At 67.6% G+C, this 17576-nt stretch carries 19 protein-coding genes; 10 read left to right on the top strand and 9 right to left on the bottom strand.

The window, feature by feature from the left end; all coding sequences use genetic code 11:
* The 3 genes from eccE to A5790_RS06230 all read right to left on the bottom strand — a co-directional run bounded on the left by eccE (position 1) and on the right by A5790_RS06230 (position 3376).
* Positions 1-1398, bottom strand: a complete 1398-nt coding sequence (eccE, locus tag A5790_RS06240) for a type VII secretion protein EccE (protein WP_066841924.1) — start codon at positions 1396-1398, stop codon at positions 1-3.
* Positions 1395-2753: a type VII secretion-associated serine protease mycosin gene (gene mycP / locus A5790_RS06235; RefSeq protein WP_066841922.1), complete on the bottom strand. Its 1359-nt coding sequence runs from the start codon at positions 2751-2753 to the stop codon at positions 1395-1397. Before mycP ends, eccE begins: the two co-directional genes overlap by 4 nt.
* 221 nt (positions 2754-2974) lie before the next feature.
* On the bottom strand, positions 2975-3376 hold the full coding sequence (locus tag A5790_RS06230; protein WP_066841920.1) for a DUF3224 domain-containing protein: 402 nt from the start codon (positions 3374-3376) through the stop codon (positions 2975-2977).
* 222 nt (positions 3377-3598) lie between these two features.
* Between A5790_RS06230 and A5790_RS06225 the strand changes: the two genes are divergently transcribed.
* Genes A5790_RS06225 through A5790_RS06215 form a run of 3 tightly spaced genes read left to right on the top strand, consistent with a single transcriptional unit; the run spans position 3599 to position 6625 of the window.
* On the top strand, positions 3599-4834 hold the full coding sequence (locus A5790_RS06225; RefSeq protein WP_066841919.1) for a glycosyltransferase family 4 protein: 1236 nt from the start codon (positions 3599-3601) through the stop codon (positions 4832-4834).
* Positions 4828-5559 carry a class I SAM-dependent methyltransferase gene (locus A5790_RS06220; protein ID WP_066841915.1) on the top strand — a complete coding sequence of 244 codons (732 nt, stop codon included), beginning with the start codon at positions 4828-4830 and terminating at the stop codon, positions 5557-5559. The genes A5790_RS06225 and A5790_RS06220 overlap by 7 nt, the downstream gene beginning before the upstream one ends.
* Complete coding sequence (locus tag A5790_RS06215) at positions 5546-6625, top strand: prenyltransferase (protein ID WP_066842045.1); 1080 nt, start codon at positions 5546-5548, stop codon at positions 6623-6625. The genes A5790_RS06220 and A5790_RS06215 overlap by 14 nt, the downstream gene beginning before the upstream one ends.
* Here the strand turns inward: A5790_RS06215 and A5790_RS06210 are convergent.
* The gene (locus A5790_RS06210) at positions 6622-7272 is read right to left on the bottom strand and encodes a class I SAM-dependent methyltransferase (protein WP_066841913.1); all 651 of its coding nucleotides are present in this window, start codon (positions 7270-7272) and stop codon (positions 6622-6624) included. The genes A5790_RS06215 and A5790_RS06210 overlap by 4 nt on opposite strands.
* 66 nt (positions 7273-7338) lie before the next feature.
* Between A5790_RS06210 and A5790_RS06205 the strand changes: the two genes are divergently transcribed.
* Positions 7339-7908: a TetR/AcrR family transcriptional regulator gene (locus A5790_RS06205; protein ID WP_066841911.1), complete on the top strand. Its 570-nt coding sequence runs from the start codon at positions 7339-7341 to the stop codon at positions 7906-7908.
* Positions 7909-7911: 3 nt separating this feature from the next.
* Here the strand turns inward: A5790_RS06205 and A5790_RS06200 are convergent, their stop codons facing one another.
* Positions 7912-8517, bottom strand: a complete 606-nt coding sequence (locus tag A5790_RS06200) for a TetR/AcrR family transcriptional regulator (protein ID WP_066841909.1) — start codon at positions 8515-8517, stop codon at positions 7912-7914.
* Between the two features lie 99 nt (positions 8518-8616).
* On the opposite strand from A5790_RS06200, the gene A5790_RS06195 reads away from it, so the two are divergent.
* Together A5790_RS06195 and A5790_RS06190 are read left to right on the top strand one after the other, a co-directional pair.
* Entirely contained in the window at positions 8617-9984 is a 1368-nt protein-coding gene (locus A5790_RS06195; protein ID WP_066841907.1) for a cytochrome P450, read from the top strand.
* A gap of 8 nt (positions 9985-9992) precedes the next feature.
* Positions 9993-11324: a cytochrome P450 gene (locus tag A5790_RS06190; protein ID WP_066842043.1), complete on the top strand. Its 1332-nt coding sequence runs from the start codon at positions 9993-9995 to the stop codon at positions 11322-11324.
* A gap of 4 nt (positions 11325-11328) precedes the next feature.
* Here the strand turns inward: A5790_RS06190 and msrA are convergent, their stop codons facing one another.
* Positions 11329-11844 (bottom strand): peptide-methionine (S)-S-oxide reductase MsrA, encoded by a 516-nt coding sequence (gene msrA / locus A5790_RS06185; RefSeq protein ID WP_066841905.1) that lies wholly within the window; start codon positions 11842-11844, stop codon positions 11329-11331.
* Positions 11841-12302 carry a peptide-methionine (R)-S-oxide reductase MsrB gene (gene msrB / locus A5790_RS06180; RefSeq protein WP_066841903.1) on the bottom strand — a complete coding sequence of 154 codons (462 nt, stop codon included), beginning with the start codon at positions 12300-12302 and terminating at the stop codon, positions 11841-11843. The genes msrA and msrB overlap by 4 nt, the downstream gene beginning before the upstream one ends.
* Before the next feature lie 59 nt (positions 12303-12361).
* Here msrB and A5790_RS06175 point away from each other — a divergent pair, with 59 nt between their 5' ends.
* Genes A5790_RS06175 through A5790_RS06160 form a run of 4 tightly spaced genes read left to right on the top strand, consistent with a single transcriptional unit; the run spans position 12362 to position 15138 of the window.
* On the top strand, positions 12362-12760 hold the full coding sequence (locus A5790_RS06175; protein WP_066841901.1) for a hypothetical protein: 399 nt from the start codon (positions 12362-12364) through the stop codon (positions 12758-12760).
* A gap of 38 nt (positions 12761-12798) precedes the next feature.
* Positions 12799-13305 (top strand): nuclear transport factor 2 family protein, encoded by a 507-nt coding sequence (locus tag A5790_RS06170; RefSeq protein WP_066841899.1) that lies wholly within the window; start codon positions 12799-12801, stop codon positions 13303-13305.
* Entirely contained in the window at positions 13302-14306 is a 1005-nt protein-coding gene (locus A5790_RS06165; RefSeq protein ID WP_066841897.1) for an NAD-dependent epimerase/dehydratase family protein, read from the top strand. Before A5790_RS06170 ends, A5790_RS06165 begins: the two co-directional genes overlap by 4 nt.
* A gap of 13 nt (positions 14307-14319) precedes the next feature.
* A complete protein-coding gene (locus tag A5790_RS06160) occupies positions 14320-15138 on the top strand; it encodes a class I SAM-dependent methyltransferase (RefSeq protein ID WP_066841895.1) in 819 nt (272 codons plus the stop codon).
* A gap of 71 nt (positions 15139-15209) precedes the next feature.
* Here A5790_RS06160 and A5790_RS06155 read toward each other — a convergent pair whose 3' ends face one another.
* Positions 15210-15866 carry an enoyl-CoA hydratase-related protein gene (locus tag A5790_RS06155; RefSeq protein WP_066841894.1) on the bottom strand — a complete coding sequence of 219 codons (657 nt, stop codon included), beginning with the start codon at positions 15864-15866 and terminating at the stop codon, positions 15210-15212.
* Positions 15867-15990: 124 nt separating this feature from the next.
* Entirely contained in the window at positions 15991-17517 is a 1527-nt protein-coding gene (locus tag A5790_RS06150; RefSeq protein ID WP_066842041.1) for an HNH endonuclease signature motif containing protein, read from the bottom strand.
* Positions 17518-17576: the final 59 nt, after the last annotated feature.

Genomic DNA, 17576 nt, shown 5'->3' with positions numbered 1-17576 from the left:
TCAGCCCTCGAGGACCATCTGGTAGCGGCTTTCCTCGCGCGGATTGATCAGCCTTATCGGCAATTGGCGATGACGGGGCGTCTCGATGTAGTTGTTGCGCAACGTCACCCGGCCGAGGCCCGGGTGCGGGCTCAAGTACGTCGTCGCATGCGGCCACGCCACCTTGGCCTCGTCCCCGATCCTGGCGTTGACGTATCCGGCGAACTCGTTGAACTGCGGCGTCAGGGTGACCACGGCGCCTGCCGCCGCCGACCGCACGATGAACTGGGTGAACAGCCGCGAGTCGCCGAGGTTGATGCTCACGTCGATGTCGTCGAACGGTATGTAGACGGGGTACCGGTCGGCGGTCTCACCGACCAGCACCCCCGCCGACCCGATCGGCAGCTCGTAGTGGCGGTCGCCGACCGGGCTCATGCCGTGCAGAGCCGCTCGCTGCCCGCCGAACAGACACGAAAAGCCGCGCGGTGTGGCCGGATTGGCCAAAGTGGTCAGCAGCACCGTCGAGCGCGGGGCCTCACCGGGCCGGATGCGGACCCGGGTGATCGTATGGTCGGCGCGCGCCGACCACCACACGTCCGGTCCGCCCGGCGCGGTGTAGGCCGCGGTGAACGTGCTGCGGCCCTTGATCGCCGACCATGTCTCACGCTCGAAACTGATCTCGGTGGCCCGGTCGAGATCGTCGAAACTGCGCGCGGGGCGCGCGTCGATTCCGTTGCCGGCCAACTGATCCGCGATCCGGGTGGCCGAGGACACCAGGTACCGCGCAAGCCCGGCGACCCCGGACTCGCGGCGCTGCGACGACTTGCGCGTGGACTCGGGATCGGCGCGCAGCACGATCCAGGTGCGCCGGTTCGCTGGAGCCGGGTACGGGCCGACGACCTGCTCGTACAGCGAAATCAGCGTTGCGGGAGCGGTTTTGCCGACGCGATACCCCGACGACACCACGTCGGCCTCCAGGTCCGGGCAGTGCGCGGCCACGAGTTGTTCGACGAGCCGGGTGTCGACGACGTCGTCGGTGAACGCCGCGCCGTTGACGATCACCGTCGGGGTGAAGGGACGCGGCACCAGTTCGATCGCCGCGGTCAGGTGCTCGTCCTGCCATCGCACGGCGACGTGATCGCCCGGCATCACAGTCGCGCCCACCGCGGGTTCGGACGGACGCTGCGGAACGTCGCGGTTCCTGCGCCGCCACGCGAACACCGCCGCCACCCAACCGGTGATCCGCAGCCCGCGGATGGTCACCACCGAGCCCAGCGCGATCAGCACCGCGAGCGTGATTCCGAGCCACAACAGGTTCAGCTCGGCGAACACCAGTATGGTCGCGGGGATCAGGGCCGCCGCCCAGATCGCGTGGCCCGTCGTGAGGCGCAGGCCGAACATGCCGAGGACCCTGTTCATCGGCGCCTCAGTGCGCGACGGGCCAGCGCGCCGAGTCCGAGCGCGGCCGCAAGCCCGGCTCCGGCGACGACCACCGCGGTGATCGGCCCCCGATCCGGCGGCGGGGTGAACACCGGCGGCGGAAGCTCCTTGACCCGGTACTGCACCTGCTCCGGGCCGGGAGGCACGTCCCACGTCAACGCGGCGACGGGGTCGACCGCCCCGGCGCCCACATAGTTGTCGACGCCGCCGCCCGGGTGACGCGCCGTCGCGGTGATCCGGTTCATGAGCTGGGCCGGCGTAAGCGCGGGGAAGCGCTGTTTGAGCAGCGCCGCCAGCCCGGAGACGTAGGCCGCGGCGAACGACGTCCCGCTGATGGGGATCGGGCCGTCCTGGCCCTGCAGCGCGTTGACCGGATTGCCGTCGTAGCCGAGCGCGACGAGGTTCTCGGCAGGCGCCGCGGCGCCGAGCCACGGACCCGACATCGAGAACGTGCTCGGTTGTCCGTTCGGGGCGATCCCGCCGACCGTCAGCACCAGGGGTGAATACCAGGCCGGGCTGACGATCGTCTGCACCTGCTTCCAACCGCGCGGATCGGTCGGAACCGCGGGATCGGCGGGCGGGTTCTGCGCGCAATCCTGGCCGGTGTTGCCCGCGGCGACGACGATGACCGCGCCCTTGACGTTGACCGCGTAGTTGATCGCGGCGCCCAGGCTGGTCTCGTTGATCGGACGGGTGACCTTGTAGCAGGCCGCCTCGCTGATGTTGATGACCTGCGCGCCGAGATTGGCCGCGTGCACCACCGCGCGCGCGAGGCTGCGTAGCGATCCTGCGGTCTGGGTGGCATTCGGGTCGTTGGGGTCCTGGCGCGTCCCCACTGTCTGGAACGCCTCGGAGGTCTGGCGCAGCGACAGGATGCGGGCGTCGGGCGCGACCCCGACGAAGCCGTCGTTCGGCGCGGGCCGGCCCGCGATGATCGACGCTGTCAACGTGCCGTGCGCATCGCAGTCCGACATGCCGTTCCCGGCCTGGTCGACGAAGTCTCCGCCCGGTTCGGCGGGCACCCGCGGTGAGCCGACGACGCCGGTGTCGATCACCGCGACGGTCACGCCCGCGCCCGTCGCGAACTTCTGCGCCTCGGACAACCGCAGGTAGTCGTTCGCCCAGGGCCGGTCGGCGAAGTTCGCGTTCGGAAACACCGTCGGCGCCGAGCAGACCCGGCGCTGCTCCATCGGCTGATCCGGCCCGGTCTCATCCGGGGGCACGGCCGCCGGATCGATCGTCGGCGGCTCGATCGCCGTCGCCGGAGGGGCGGCGATCAAGGTCAGCAACAGCACAGCCGTCAGCACGCCGACGCGTTCGAAGAGGCGCCGCACGCGCTACGCACCTCCCCGGCGGCCGGACTGGTCGGCGGTGTGCCACGACACCGGCAGCAAACTGAAATCTGCCCGCTGCGCAGGGCAAACGCTCACGTCACGCCGATGGGCCGATTGCACGCAGCCAATCTTAAGGGGCCGCTCGGGGGAGTCATTCCACTATCTGGTGGCGCACGCCCGCCACCAGGGGCGGCCCCGTCGGTTACCGCACCGCCTGTGACCTAGGTGACCGCGATGTCCAGACCGTCGACGTCGAGGGTCAGTGCCCCCGCAGGGTCGGCGCGGAACTTCCCGTTGCCGGCGGCATCGGCCAGCCCGCCGGTGCCCGATGCGATCCGCACCTCTCCACTGGCCACGCCGTTCCGGTAGGCGCCGTCGTGCAGCAACACCAAACCGCCGGTCGCGCCCGCGATGGTGCCGGTCACATGTTCGATGCCGACGAACAGCGCGCTCTTGTCCGGTCCGTAGGCCAAGAGCCACTTGGTCGTCGACGTGCCCTCGATGTCGCCCTCGTAGCGTTTCGAGACCAGGGCCTCGGTGAGCTTGGTGGCTTCGTCGCCGTTCTCGAACGGCGTCTCATCCCAGCTGGCGATCTGGAAGGTCGCCTCGATGTGTCTGCTCATGACCGGCGGATACCCGGTCGCCGGAGCGCGGAACCGAGAGGCCGACGGGCAGCACCCCCGGTCACTGTGATAGTCAAGGCATCACGGTCGCGTTGCGTCCGCTAGCACGTCAAACTATAGTCTGGACACATGTCCAGAAGGTTCGGAGTTGTTGCGTGACACGATTTGTCCAGCTCACCGGCTCTGGATTCAGCCGCTTCTGCGCATCGTCTTGAGTTGAACATGCGCATCGCACTTCTGTCGTACCGGAGCAAGACCCACTGTGGTGGGCAGGGCGTCTACGTCCGCTACCTGTCGCGCGGCCTCGCGGACCTCGGCCACGAGGTCGAGGTGTTCTCGGGCCAGCCCTACCCGGAGGAACTCGATCCCCGCGTTCGGCTGACCGAGGTGCCCAGCCTGGATCTGTACCGGGAACCCGATCCGTTCCGGATTCCGTGGCCCAACGAGATCAAGACGTCGATCGACCTGCTCGAGCTGCTGACCACGTGGACGGCGGGCTTCCCCGAACCGCGCACGTTCAGCCTGCGCGCCGCGCGGGTGCTGGCCGAACGTCGCCACGAGTTCGACGTCGTGCACGACAACCAGTGCCTGGGCACCGGGCTCCGCAAGATCGCCGGCCTCGGCCTTCCGGTGGTCGCCACCGTGCATCACCCGATCACCCGCGACAAGGTGGTCGACGTCGCGGCGGCCAAGTGGTGGCGCAAACCGCTGGTGCGACGGTGGTACGGCTTCGCCGAGATGCAGAAGCAGGTGGCCTGCGAGATCCCCGAACTGCTGACCGTGTCGTCGACGTCGGCGGCTGACATCGCCGAGGACTTCGGCGTCGCGCCCAGCCAGCTGCACGTCGTGCCGCTGGGCGTGGACACCGCGATGTTCAAGCCCGCCGAGCGACGGGTGCGCAACCGCATCATCGCGATCGCCAGCGCCGATGTTCCCCTCAAAGGCGTCAGGCACCTGCTGCACGCGGTGGCCCGGCTGCGCGTCGAACGCGATCTCGAACTGCAGCTGGTCGCCAAGCTCGAACCGAACGGTCCCACCGAGAAGCTGATCGCCGAGCTCGGCATTTCCGACATCGTGCACAGCTCCAGCGGGTTGTCCGACAGCGAGCTGGCCGACCTGCTGGCCTCGGCCGAAGTCGCTTGCATCCCATCGCTTTACGAGGGGTTCTCGTTGCCGGCGGTGGAGGCGATGGCCAGCGGCACGCCCATCGTGGCCAGCCGCGCCGGTGCGCTGCCCGAGGTGGTGGGTGCCGACGGCGATTGCGCCCGGCTGGTCAAGCCCGCCGACGTCGACGAATTGACCGCGGTGCTCGGCGAACTGCTCGACTCACCGCGTGAGCTGGCCCGCCTCGGTGCGAACGGACGCAAGCGCGCGGTGGAGGTGTTCAGCTGGCAATCGGTTGCCGCGCAGACGGTTGCGGTCTACGAGATGGCACGCGAACGGGTCGGCGCATGCTGACGGTCGACTTCGACCGGCTCGGCGTCGGCGAGGGCACGAAGGTGATCGACGTGGGTTGCGGCGCGGGCCGGCACAGCTTCGAGGCCTTCCGGCGCGGGGCGGACGTCGTCGCGTTCGACCAGAGCGCCGCCGATCTCAACGACGTCGACGAGATCCTGACAGCCATGCGCGAGCAGGGTGAGGCGCCGCCGACGGCCAAGGCGGAAGCGGTCAAGGGTGACGCGCTCAACCTGCCTTATGCCGACGGCACTTTCGATTGCGTGATCGCCTCGGAGATCCTCGAGCACGTGCCCCAGGACGAGAAGGCGATCGCCGAGCTGGTCCGGGTGCTCAAGCCCGGCGGAACGCTTGCCGTCACGGTGCCGCGGTGGCTCCCCGAGAAGCTCTGCTGGGTGCTGTCCGATGAGTACCACGCCAACGAGGGCGGGCACGTGCGGATCTATCACGCCGACCGGCTGCGCGACAAAGTGCTCGCTCACGGCCTCCGGCTCGAGCACACCCATCATGCGCACGCCTTGCACTCCCCATACTGGTGGCTCAAATGCGCGGTGGGAACCGAGAATTCGGATCACGTCGCGGTGAAGGCCTACCACCGGATGTTGGTGTGGGACATGATGAGCCGCCCGTGGCTGACCAAGACGGCCGAGTCGCTGCTCAACCCGCTGATCGGCAAGAGCGTCGCGTTGTACTTCACGAAACCGGTGGGTGCCGGTGCTGACGCCTAAACTCGACGGCGTCCCAGGCGTTCCCGGGGTGCTGACACCCGAACAGTGCCGTCAGACCGCGAAATCGATTGCCGCTACCCAGGAGTCCTCGGGTGCGCTGCCGTGGTTCGACGGTGGCCACACCGATCCGTGGGATCACATCGAGAACGCGATGGCGCTGACGGTCGCCGGGTTGCTGGAGTCGGCACGCGCGGCGTTCGAGTGGTCGCGCACGCACCAGCGCCGCGACGGATCGTGGCCCATCCAGTTGCGCAACGGTGTCATCGAGGACGCCAACAGCGACAGCAACTTCTGCGCCTACATCGCCACCGGCGTCTGGCACCACGTGCTGGTCACCGGTGACCGCCGTTTCGCGGAGACGATGTGGCCGGTGGTCACCAAGGCGATCGACTTCGTGCTCGGCATGCAGCTCAGTGGCGGTGAGATCGCCTGGGCGAGAAGCCCTTCGGCCATCGAACCCGAGGCCCTGCTGACGGGGTGCGCGAGCATCTACCACAGCATCCGGTGCGCGCTGGCGCTCGCGGACTACTTCGACGACCCGCAGCCGGAATGGGAGGTCGCGGTCGGCAGGCTCGGCCATGCGATCGCCCACCATCCCGAGGCGTTCACGGTGAAGGACCGCTGGTCGATGGAGTGGTACTACCCGGTGCTCACCGGCGCGGTGCGCGGTCCCGCGGCGCGGATGCGGATCGACGAGCGGTGGAACGACTTCGTGGTTCCCGGTCTGGGTATCCGGTGCGTCGACGACCGGCCGTGGGTGACCGGGGCCGAAACCTGTGAACTGGTACTGGCTTTGGATGCGATGGGTGACACGGTGCGGGCCAGGGAGCAGTTCGCAGCGATGCACCATCTGCGTGAGGACGACGGCTCCTACTGGACGGGTCTGGTGTTCGCCGACGGCAAGCGTTGGCCGGAGGAACGTACGACGTGGACCGGCGCGGCGATGATTCTGGCCGCAGACGCGCTGTCGTCGACGTCGGCCGCCAGTAGGATCTTCCGGGGCGCGGACCTTCCGCGCGGGCTCGAAGGCGAGTACGACTGCGAGTGCGCGACCAGCGACCGCTAGTCCAGCGGCTCGCCGGCGACGCCGTCCGTGCGCTCGAGCACCCGCATGGATCCGGTTGCCGAGACCTCGCGAAAATGGTTGGTGTTCAACGCCCGCTGGTAGATGTGGAACGGCGCCTGCCCACCCTCGTCAGGGTTGGGGAACACGTCGTGGATGACGAGCGCCGCGCCCACCTCCACCCATCTGGCCCAGCCGTCGAAATCGCGCTGTGCGGCTTCCTCGGTGTGGCCGCCGTCGATGAACAGGAAGCGCAACGGAGTTCGCCACCCCCGCGCCACCACCGGTGACCGGCCGACGATCGCGACGACGTGGTCGTTGAGGCCCGCGGCGTCGAGCGTGTGCCGAGCCGTCGGCAACGTGTCGAACAGGCCGGTGACGGGATCGACCATCGACTCGTCGTGGTACTCCCAGCCCGGCTGGTGTTCTTCTGAGCCGTGGTGGTGGTCGACGGTGTAGATCACGCCGCCGGTCTGCTGTGCGGCGGCGCCCAGCAGCACGGTGGACTTGCCGCAGTACGTGCCGATCTCGACGCCGATGCCGTCGCCGAGATACTTCACGGCCGCGTCGAACAGGGCCCGGCCCTCGTCGGCGGGCATGAATCCGATGACCTTCTCGGCAAGGGCGAAGAGTTCGTCTGTGGTGCGCATCGGTGACTCAATCTAGTCGCAGCGGATCATTGCTGGTGCAGGGGTGTTGTAGTAGCGTCCGGACATGTGTCCGACACGGCCCTGGAGTCGACTCGGCGCCGTCTGACCGCCAAGCAAGCGGACACCGTCGACCGCCTCGGCCGCGCCGCGGTCGAGCTCCTCAACCGCGAGGGCTTCGCCGGCCTCACGGTGCGACGGGTGGCCGCCGATGCCGGCGTCGGGGCGGCCACCGCCTATACCTACTTCTCCTCGAAGGAACACCTTGTCGCCGAGGTGTTCTGGCGCAGGCTCGCGGCATCTCCACCGGCGGCACACGAGTCCGAGGACCCCGCCGCACGGGTCATCGAGGTGCTGCGCCACATCGCCTTGCTGGTCGCCGACGAGCCCACGTTCGCCGGTGCGGTGACGACGGCGCTGCTGGGTCGCGACCCCGACGTCGAGGTGCTGCGGCTGCGCATCGGCCGCGAGATCCGAGACCGGCTGGCCGCGGCCTTGGGCGCCGACACGGATCCCGACGTCATCGACACGCTGGAGATGCTGTACTCCGGTGCGCTGGTGCGCGCGGGCATGGGATATGCGTCGTACACCGAAATCGCGGAGCGACTGGAGAAATCGGCGCGGCTGATTCTGAACTGACCCTCAGCGCGAGCCGAGGATCGCCACCGACGCGGTGATCGCCGGCTCGATGATGCCGCCCAGGTCGTGGCCGTCCTCGACGAAGAGGGCGGTCAGCTCGCGCAGGCCGCCAAGGATGATGAGCGCCAACGGACGCGATATCGGAGTCAGCGAAGCGCGTTCGAAGCCCGGCGTGCTGCTGATGTCGACCAGCATGTCGGTGAAATTCTCCATGGCCTCGCGATGCAGCGGATGTGCGACAGCGCCCAGTGCCGGCGCCTCGCGAATCCACGCCAGCGTGATGGCCGGTCGCGCCGCGATGTGGTCGACGTAGGCGGTCACCGCCGAGCGGATCTGGGCGCGCCAGTCGGCATCGGGGTCCGCCGCTGCGCGCACCCCGGCGATCATCGTCTCGTTGTTGCGCCGCAGCAGCTCGATCAAACACTCCTCTTTGCTCGCGAACTGTTCGTAGAACGTGCGCTTGGAGGTTCTCGCCTGCCGCACGATGTCGGCGACGGTGGTGTCGCGATAGCCGCGTTCGGTGATCGAGGCGGCCATACCGTCGAGCAGACGGTCGCGGAACGCGCCGTCGGCCACGGTATGCGCGCCGTTGTCCAGCGCAGTGGTCATACCGCCTCCTCGACAGCCTTGCGCCTGCTGGTACCAAGCGGTACCGTACTACACGAACCTACGGTACATCGTAGTACCGGGGAACAGGCTGGGAGCGTCATGAGCGAAGCTTTGGTCGTCGATAAGCCCACACCCGCAGCGGCGTCGCCTGCCGCGGTCAACCTGCCGCCGAAGGCGCGGATTCCCAAGCCGCTGCTGGGTCTCGCGTTCGCGGTTTCCCGGCGCTGGACCGTCGCCCAGTTCGCCCGCCTCCATGGCCCGGTCTTCACCATGAACGTCCCGGTCTTCGGCCGCACGGTCGTCGTCGGCGACCCGCAGCTGGCCAAGCAGATGTTCATGGCCAACACCGACGACGTCGGCAACATCCAACCCAACCTGTCGCGCGTGCTGGGCCCCGGTTCGGTGTTCGCGCTCGACGGGTCCGAACACCGGCGCCGGCGGCGGCTGCTGACACCACCGTTCCACGGCAAGAGCGTCAAGAACTACGAGGCGATCTTCGAAGAGGAGACCCTGCGCGAATCGGCGAACTGGCCCGAGGGTCAGGCGTTTCCGACCCTGGAACCGATGATGCGTATCACCCTCAATGCCATCCTGCGTGCGGTGTTCGGCGCCGATGGTGAGCAGTTGGACGACCTGCGGCGCATCATCCCGCCGTGGGTGACGCTCGGTTCGCGGCTGGCGTCGTTGCCCGCACCGTCACGTACATACGGAAGGTTCAGTCCGTGGGGGCGGCTGGCCGAGTACCGCAGGCGATACGACGAGGCCATCGACAAGCTGATCGACCGGGTCACGGCCGACCCAGGGTTCGACGAGCGGACCGACGTTCTTGCGCTGTTGCTCGGCAGCACCTATGAGGACGGTAGCGCCATGTCCCGCAAGGACATCGGCGACGAACTGCTGACCCTCCTTGCGGCCGGACACGAGACCACGGCCTCGACCCTGGCCTGGGCGTTCGAGCGGATCACCCGCCATCCCGACGTCCTTGCCAAGCTGGTGTCCGAGGCGGAGACCGACGGCAACGATTATCGGCAGGCCGTGCTCGCGGAGGTGCAGCGGTCGCGCACGGTGATCGACTTCGCGGGTAGACACGTCTACTCGCCCACCTTCGAGCTGGGTGAATGGGTTGTCCCACAGGGCTATACGATGCTGGCGAGCATCTCGCTGATGCACGACAGGGCCGCTGAGTTTCCCGACCCCGAGCGCTTCGACCCCCAGCGCTTCCTCGACGAGCGACCGCCGACCTTCGCCTTCATCCCGTTCGGCGGAGGCACCCGCCGCTGCGTCGGCGCCGTGTTCGCCAACGTCGAGATGGATGTGGTGCTGCGGACTGTATTGCGCCAGTTTGTGATCGACACCACCGCGGCGCCTGCGGAGAAGACGCACTCGCGCGGCGTGGCTTACACCCCGAAGGACGGCGGCCGCATCGTGGTGCACCGCCGCAAGACACCGCTCGCGCAGGAGGAGTGAAGGAACCGATGACCAACGCCACCGCCGCCGACCAGCAAGCACCGGTCACGCCAGGCAAGTTGCCGCCGGCGGTACCGCTGCCCAAACCCGTTCAGATGGTGCTGATGGCGGGATTCCGCCGCTGGTTTCTCGGCAAAGCGCTTCAGCGATACGGTCCGGTGTTCGCGATCAACGTGCCGTTCTTCGGTCGCAGTGTGGTGATCGCCGATCCGGCGCTGATCCGCACCGTGTACCTGGCGAGCACCGACGACCTGATCAACGTGCAGCCGAACCTGTCCCGGATCTTCGGCCCCGGTTCGGTTTTCGCGCTCGACGGCGTCGAGCACCGCAAGCGCCGCAAGCTGCTCGCACCGCCGTTTCACGGCCAGAGCATCAAGAACTACGAGAAGATCATCGAGGAGGAGACGCTCCGCGAGACCGCGACCTGGCCAGAGGGCGTCGAGTTCGCGACGCTCGAACCGATGAACCGGATCACGCTGAATGTCATTCTGCGCACCGTGTTCGGGGCCGATGGCGCCGAACTGGACTATCTGCGCGAGATCATCCCGCCGTGGGCCAAACTCGGTTCGCGCATGGCGACGTTGCCCGAGCCGCCGTTCAAGACCGGTCCCTACAGCCCGTGGGGCCGACTGGAGACGTTCCGGCGCAACTTCGACCGGACCGTGTTCGCGTTGATCGACAAAGCCGAGGCCGACCCCGCCCGCGAGGAGCGCACCGACATCCTGGCGCTGCTACTGGGCAGCACCTACGAGGACGGCACCCCGATGTCGCACCAGGACATCTCCGACGAGCTGATCACCCTCCTGGGTGCCGGCCACGAAACGACCGCGTCGACGCTGGGTTGGGCATTCGAACGGTTGCGCCGCCATCCCGCGGTGCTGGCCAAACTGGTCGAGGAGAACGACGCCGGCGGCAACGAGTACCGCCAGGCCTTCATCAACGAGTTGCAGCGCAACCGGACCGTCATCGACTTCTCCGGACGCCACGTGCTGGCACCGCATTTCGACGCCGGCGAGTGGCGGATCCCCCACGGCTACACCGTGATGGTCGCGCTGGCGAACATGCACGTCAACCCGGACGTGTTCCCCGACCCCGAACGCTTCGATCCCGACCGGTTCCTGGGTAAGCGTCCGCCGACGGCGTGGGTGCCGTTCGGCGGCGGGACGCGCCGGTGCATCGGTGCCGCGTTCGCCAACGTCGAGATGGACGTCGTCCTGCGAACGATCTTGCGCCACTTCGTGATCGAGACCGACGACGCACCCGACGAGAAGGTGCACTTCCGCGGGATCGCGTTCACCCCGAAGGACGGCGGCCGCGTCGTGGTGCGCCACCGCAGCTAGCGCGCTACTGGTTGGCCGTTTCGCGCTTGGGCAGTTTCCAGCCCGGGCGCGGGAAGTGGCAGGTGTAGCCGCTCGGGTACCGCTCCAGGTAATCCTGGTGCTCGGGCTCGGCCTCCCAGAAGTCGGCGGCCGGAGTCACCTCGGTGACGACCTTGCCGGGCCACAGTCCTGACGCGTCGACATCGGCGATGGTGTCCAGCGCGACGCGCTTCTGCTCGTCGTCGAGGTAGAAGATCGCCGACCGGTAGCTGGTGCCGACATCGTTGCCCTGGCGGTTCTTCGTGGTCGGATCGTGGATCTGGAAGAAGAACTCCAGCAGCGTGCGGTAGTCGGTTCGCGCCGGGTCGTAGACGATCTCGATCGCCTCGGCGTGGCCGGGGTGGTTGCGGTATGTGGGGTTGGCGTTCTCGCCGCCGGTGTAGCCGACGCGCGTCGACACCACGCCCGGTTGCCTACGGATCAGATCCTGCATGCCCCAGAAGCAACCGCCCGCCAGGATGGCCGTCTTGTGGTCGCTCATGCTTGCGCCTCCTCATTCACGAACAGCTTCTTGTACTCGCCATACCCTTCGGCCTCGAGGTCGTCGAGGTGGATGAACCTCAGCGAAGCGGAGTTGATGCAGTAGCGCAACCCACCCTCTGCGCGGGGGCCGTCGGTGAAGACGTGGCCGAGGTGGCTGTCGCCGTGCGCCGAGCGCACCTCGGTGCGGACCGTCAGGTGCGAGAAGTCGCGCTTCTCGACGACGTTGGTCGCGTCGATCGGACGCGTGAAGCTGGGCCACCCGGTCCCGCTGTCAAACTTGTCAACCGAGGCGAACAACGGCTCGCCCGAGACCACGTCGACGTAGATGCCCGGCTCGTGGTTGTCCCAGTACTCACCGGTGAAGGGCCGCTCGGTGCCGTTTTTCTGCGTGACCTGGTACTGCTCCGGCGACAACGCGTTCACCGCGGCCGGATTCTTGTTGTATTGCTTTGCCATAGTGCCTGTATAACCACCGAACCGACCGCCATGTTCCAGCCGGCGATTACGGTTGTGTGATGCGCTTGTTCCTCGCTGTGATGGCCGCTGCGTTGGCCCTGTGGGCGGCCCCGGCGGCATCGGCGGAGACGGCGGTGCTGCCCGAACGGCCTGGCTATCCGGGCCTGCTGTTCATCGACAATCCCGCGATCGTCGACCCGCACCCGATGCGCGCCGAGTCATACAACCGTGTCGCGGGCGACCGCGCCGTCGGGGTGCATTTCACCACCGGCACACCGCAGTGTTACGGCGTGCACGCGACCGTGCAGGAGACACCCGAAACCGTCACCGTCGAACTCGTCGGCGGCGCGCTTCCCGAAGCCGCGGGCCGGCCCTGCATCATGATCGCGGTGTCGGGGATCCTCGACGTCCCGCTGCAGAATCCGCTGGGCAGCCGCCAGGTGCTGACCGCGTTCTGACCCTCGACAAGCTCGGTAGAACGTGTTCTAGTTCTGGTGTGACGGGCAGCACCTTCAGCCGCGACGAATTGGCCGCGGCATTCGAACAGTTCGAGGCGACGGTCGACCGCGCCGCACAGACCCGCGACTGGGATCCCTGGGTCGACCAGTACACCGACGACGTCATCTACGTCGAGCACGCGGCGGGCACCATGCGCGGCCGCGAACAGGTGCGCCCCTGGATCTGGAAGACGATGGAGTCGTTTCCCGGTAGCTACATGACGTCGTTCCCGTCGCGGTGGACCGTGATCGACGAGCCGACCGGCCGCATCATCTGCGAGCTGGACAACCCGATGCGCGACCCCGGCGACGGCACCGTCATCAGCGCCACCAACATCTCGATCGTCACCTACGCCGGCGACGGACTGTGGCGACGGCAAGAGGACATCTACAACCCGTTGCGGTTCGTCAAGGCGACGGTCAAATGGTGCCGTAAGGCCGCCGAACTCGGCACCTTGCCGCCTGAGGCCGAGGAGTGGATGAAGCAGTACGGAGGAGGCAAGTGAGCAAGCTGGTCATCGGGGCGAACGGTTTCCTGGGATCCCATGTCACCCGGCAGCTGGTGGCCGCCGGTCACGACGTCCGCGTCATGGTCCGCCCGAACGCGAACACCAAGAGCATTGACGATCTGCCCGTGCAGCGTTTCCTCGGCGACATCTGGTACAACGACACGCTGCGCGCGGCGATGACCGGAGTCGACGACGTGTACTACTGCGTCGTGGACACGCGCGGCTGGCTCAAGGACCCCACGCCGCTGTTCTATACGAACGTCGAAGGCACCCGGAACGTGCTCGAGGTCGCCAAGGACATGCGTCTGCGGCGGTTCGTCTACACCAGCAGCTATGTGACGGTCGGCCGCAGGCGTGGGCACGTGGCGACCGAGGACGACGTGATCGTGGACAAAGGTCTGACGCCGTATGTGCGGTCGCGGGTACAGGCCGAGACGCTGGTGCTGCAATATGCGCGCGAGCACGGCGTGCCCGCAGTGGCGATGTGCGTGTCGACCACCTACGGCGGCGGCGACTGGGGACGCACCCCGCACGGCGCGATCATCGCCGGGGCGGCGTTCGGCAAGCTGCCGTTCGTGATGCGCGGCATCGAGTTGGAGGCCGTGGGTGTCGACGACGCGGCGCGCGCCATGATCCTTGCCGCCGAGCACGGTCGAGTCGGCGAGCGGTACCTGATCTCGGAGAAGATGATCAGCAATGCGGAGGTGGTGCGCATCGCGGCCGAAGCCGCGGGGATGCCTGCGCCGACGAAGTCGCTCCCGCTGCCGGTCTCCTACGCGATGGCCGCCCTGGGCACCGCCAAGGCGCGGGTGACCGGCAAGGACGAGAAGTTCTCGCTCGGCTCGCTGCGGCTGATGCGTGCGGAAGCGCCAGTGGATTGCAGCAAGGCCCGACGCGAATTACGTTGGAGTCCAAGGCCTGTCGAGGAGTCCATCCGCGAGGCCGCCAGGTTCTGGGCGGGGTTGCGGGACGCGCGGCGTACGAGCAAGGCAGGCTAGCCCGCGAGTAGAGATGCCCGACAAGCTTTCCGTCGATTTGTCCGGTGCGCCGCAGACCATGCTTGCGACGTTCTACGCCAAGGCGCTCGACGCCGACCTGCCGAACTCGATCCTGGGTGACCGGTTCGCCAAGGACATCGTTGAGCGCATCGACTATGACTGGTCGAAAACGACGATCACACCGGCCAATTCGGCATCGGTGACCACCCGCAGCGCGCACTTCGACAGGTGGACGCGCCAGTTCCTGGCCGTGCACCCGCGGGCGGTCGTGCTGCACCTGGGATGCGGGCTGGACGCGCGGGCGTTTCGGGTGGACGCCGGTCCCGGGGTCGACTGGTTCGACATCGACTATCCGGAGGTCGCGAGTCTGCGCACGCGACTCTATCCGGACCGCGACCACTACCGGGTGATCGGCGCCTCGGTCACGGATGCCTCGTGGTTGCCCGAAATCCCCTCGGACCGGCCGACTTTGATGATCGCCGAGGGCCTCACCATGTATCTGACGGAATCCGATGGTGCGACGCTGCTGCGGCGGGTGGTCGACGGGTTTCCCTCCGGGGAACTGCAATTCGACGCGTTCAGCCGGCTCGGCATCCGGTCGCAGGTCCTGAACGCGGTGGTGCGGCGCTCGGGGGCGACGCTGCAGTGGGGGGTCGACGGTCCGGACGATATCGCCGAGGCGGTGCCCGGTGTGCGGTTGCTGGCGTGGGTGTCACCGTTCGATTCGCCGACATTCCGCGACGTCGCCTGGTATTACCGGGCGATGGGGCGGGCGATGTCGGCGCTGCCGGCGTTGCGGTACATGGCGCAGTATCACCGCTGGGCGTTCTGAGGAGTTGCACTCGAAACTGAAGCTATGCATGGAAAATGCCGGAAACATCGTGCAGATGTTCAGTTCGGCGGCTAGCGCACCTTGAGTTCGGCGATCACTTCGGCGTACAAGCGTGCCTTGATCGTGCCGAACACCGCGCCGGCTTTGGCGGCCAGCGCATCGGCGCGGGCGACCGCTGCGTCGAGGACGTCACCCTCCCCGGCGGTGGCGGCGACGATTCCGGCCGCGCGGGCGTCCTCGCCGCCGTACCGCCGCGCCGTGGTCATCGCCTCGTGCGCGGTCGCGATCGGCAGGCGGGACCGGATGAGCGCGTTCATCCCGGCGGTGAACGGGATACCGAGGTCGACCTCGGGCAGGCAGAAGAAGCCGCGATCGGCGCGCATGACGATCTGGTCGTGGGCCAGCGCCAGCATCGCTCCGGCAGCGAAGGCGTGCCCTTGCACCGCGGCGATGATCGGCGCCGGGAACGCCAGCACGCGCGCCAACAGCGCGTGCACGTCGGCGAGGTTGGCCTCGGCCGCATCTGGATTGGCAGCCATGAAGTCCAGATCGAGCCCGTTGGAGTAGAACTTGCCGCTGCCTGTGGTGACGACGGCCTTCGGCCCGTCGGCGCCCTCCACCTCGTCGAGTGCCGAGTTCATCGCGGTCAGCCGGTCGGGGTGGAAGCGGTTCTCGTCCTCGCCGAGGGGCAACACGTACACCGCGCCGTGCCGTTCAAGTTGTGCCATCAGCCGATTACACCACCTACTTCGGAACGGACGGCGTACTACCTGAATAAGGCCGACCCGTCGTTGACACACATCGCGGTAGCGGCGCGGTTCGGCGACCGACCGCACTAGCCGGCGTCGGCTCTTAGAACGGTGCAGGATCGACATTACGCGCCCGCTCAGCTTTGATGCGTGCGGCGAATTCGGCCGCGCGAGTGCGTCTTCGCTTCGGCATCTTTGCTTCTCGATCAGGTGCGGGTGGTGGAATATCCGGTGGCGGTGGCAAGTTGGCCGTGGTCGTGTCCCATTCGAAGAACAGCTTGCTACCGGGGTAGGTCGTATAGGTGTGGCCGCTCGGTGCGGTCCAGATGACAGTCCCATCCGGAAGCTGTATGTCGCGCCATCCGTCAGGGCCGCCGCAGAATGTCTTCATCATGTGGTTCTTACGGCACAGGCATTTGAGGTTCGACGGATGCGTGGGTCCCAGGGGCCACGGGGTCGTGTGGTCGAGATCGCAGAGGTCGGCGGGCACGTCGCATCCCGGTGCGCGACAGTACATATCACGCATGCGCACGAATTCGGCCAGCGCCGCTGACGGCTGATACCGCGACTCGGCTTTCGACCCCGGCATTTTTATCGGGCGCACCTTCGCCCCGCGGCTGATCAGCCAGGGCAGTAGGAACGTGGGCAACGCCCCGTGGCCCAGCAGTACTGCAGTGCCACGTTTCTTGGGGCGTAACGCGTCCCCACGGGGTGAGGCGGTGCCGCCTGTGTCGCGGAAGGCAGTGCTGACCGCGTCGCATTCGGTAGCGGGAGCGGCCTCGCCTTCGGTTGTGGCAGCGGCCTCGCCTTTGGTTATGCGAGTGGCATCGTCGATCGCGGCTTGATCGGCGATCACGTGTATGAGGACATTCGACGCCTGCACACCGGCAGCGGCGCATGTCGGCGATCCGCACGCACAAGCCAATTGGTCATGGCCGGCCGCCAACGCACCGACAGCGTCGGCGCGCCGCTCGCCCATACTGCGCGGATCGTCGTCGCACAGCCCCTTCATCATCTCGGCGACGCGCCGTTTGAGGGCGGCCGCGTCCGTGGCCAACAACCGGCCCCACACCGAAGTGGTGCCGGCCGCGTCGTCTTCGTCCCCGAAGTGGAAGTCCCGGGTGCGGGCCGTAGTTTTTGATTTCCGCACGGCGAGCGGGTCGAACCGGTGGACGAGCGCGTCGACCGCATCGTCGAGTCGCCGCTCCGACAGCGGACTCAACCGCGACGCCCGTTGGGCGAGTGCGGTGTCGATGAGTGCCAACGCCTCACGATCCTCGATCAGCGTGGTGCGCCAGGTGATCGTCGAGACGATCCGCGCACTGATACCGCCCTGCTCGAACAAAGCGGCAACCTGTGGCAGCCGCTCGCGCAGCGCCTGCGCGATGCGCATCTGCCCCGAAGCGCGCCGATGACCGACCGTCATCGCCGCGGCCACCTCGGCGGCGACGGCATCCCACGGATCGAACGAGGACCGCTGCCGCTCGTCGTCATCGCAGACCTTGCGCCGGACCAACTCTGCAATGGCCGCGAGCCGGCGTGCGGCGGCTTGCGCCTCCGCACGTGCACCCTCCGCGATGGCGGCGACCACAGCGGCGTCGTCGGCCGCTGCGAAGTCCGATCCGAACATGTGTTCGACTATGCCACCACCCCCCGACACGTCCGGAATTCCGACCGGCACCTCGTGCG

The sequence above is a fragment of the Mycobacterium sp. 852002-51152_SCH6134967 genome (assembly GCF_001667105.1).
GTDB lineage: Bacteria > Actinomycetota > Actinomycetes > Mycobacteriales > Mycobacteriaceae > Mycobacterium > Mycobacterium neumannii_A.
The sequence above is the reverse complement of the archived record's forward strand: the minus strand, read 5'-3'. Positions and strand labels throughout refer to the sequence as shown.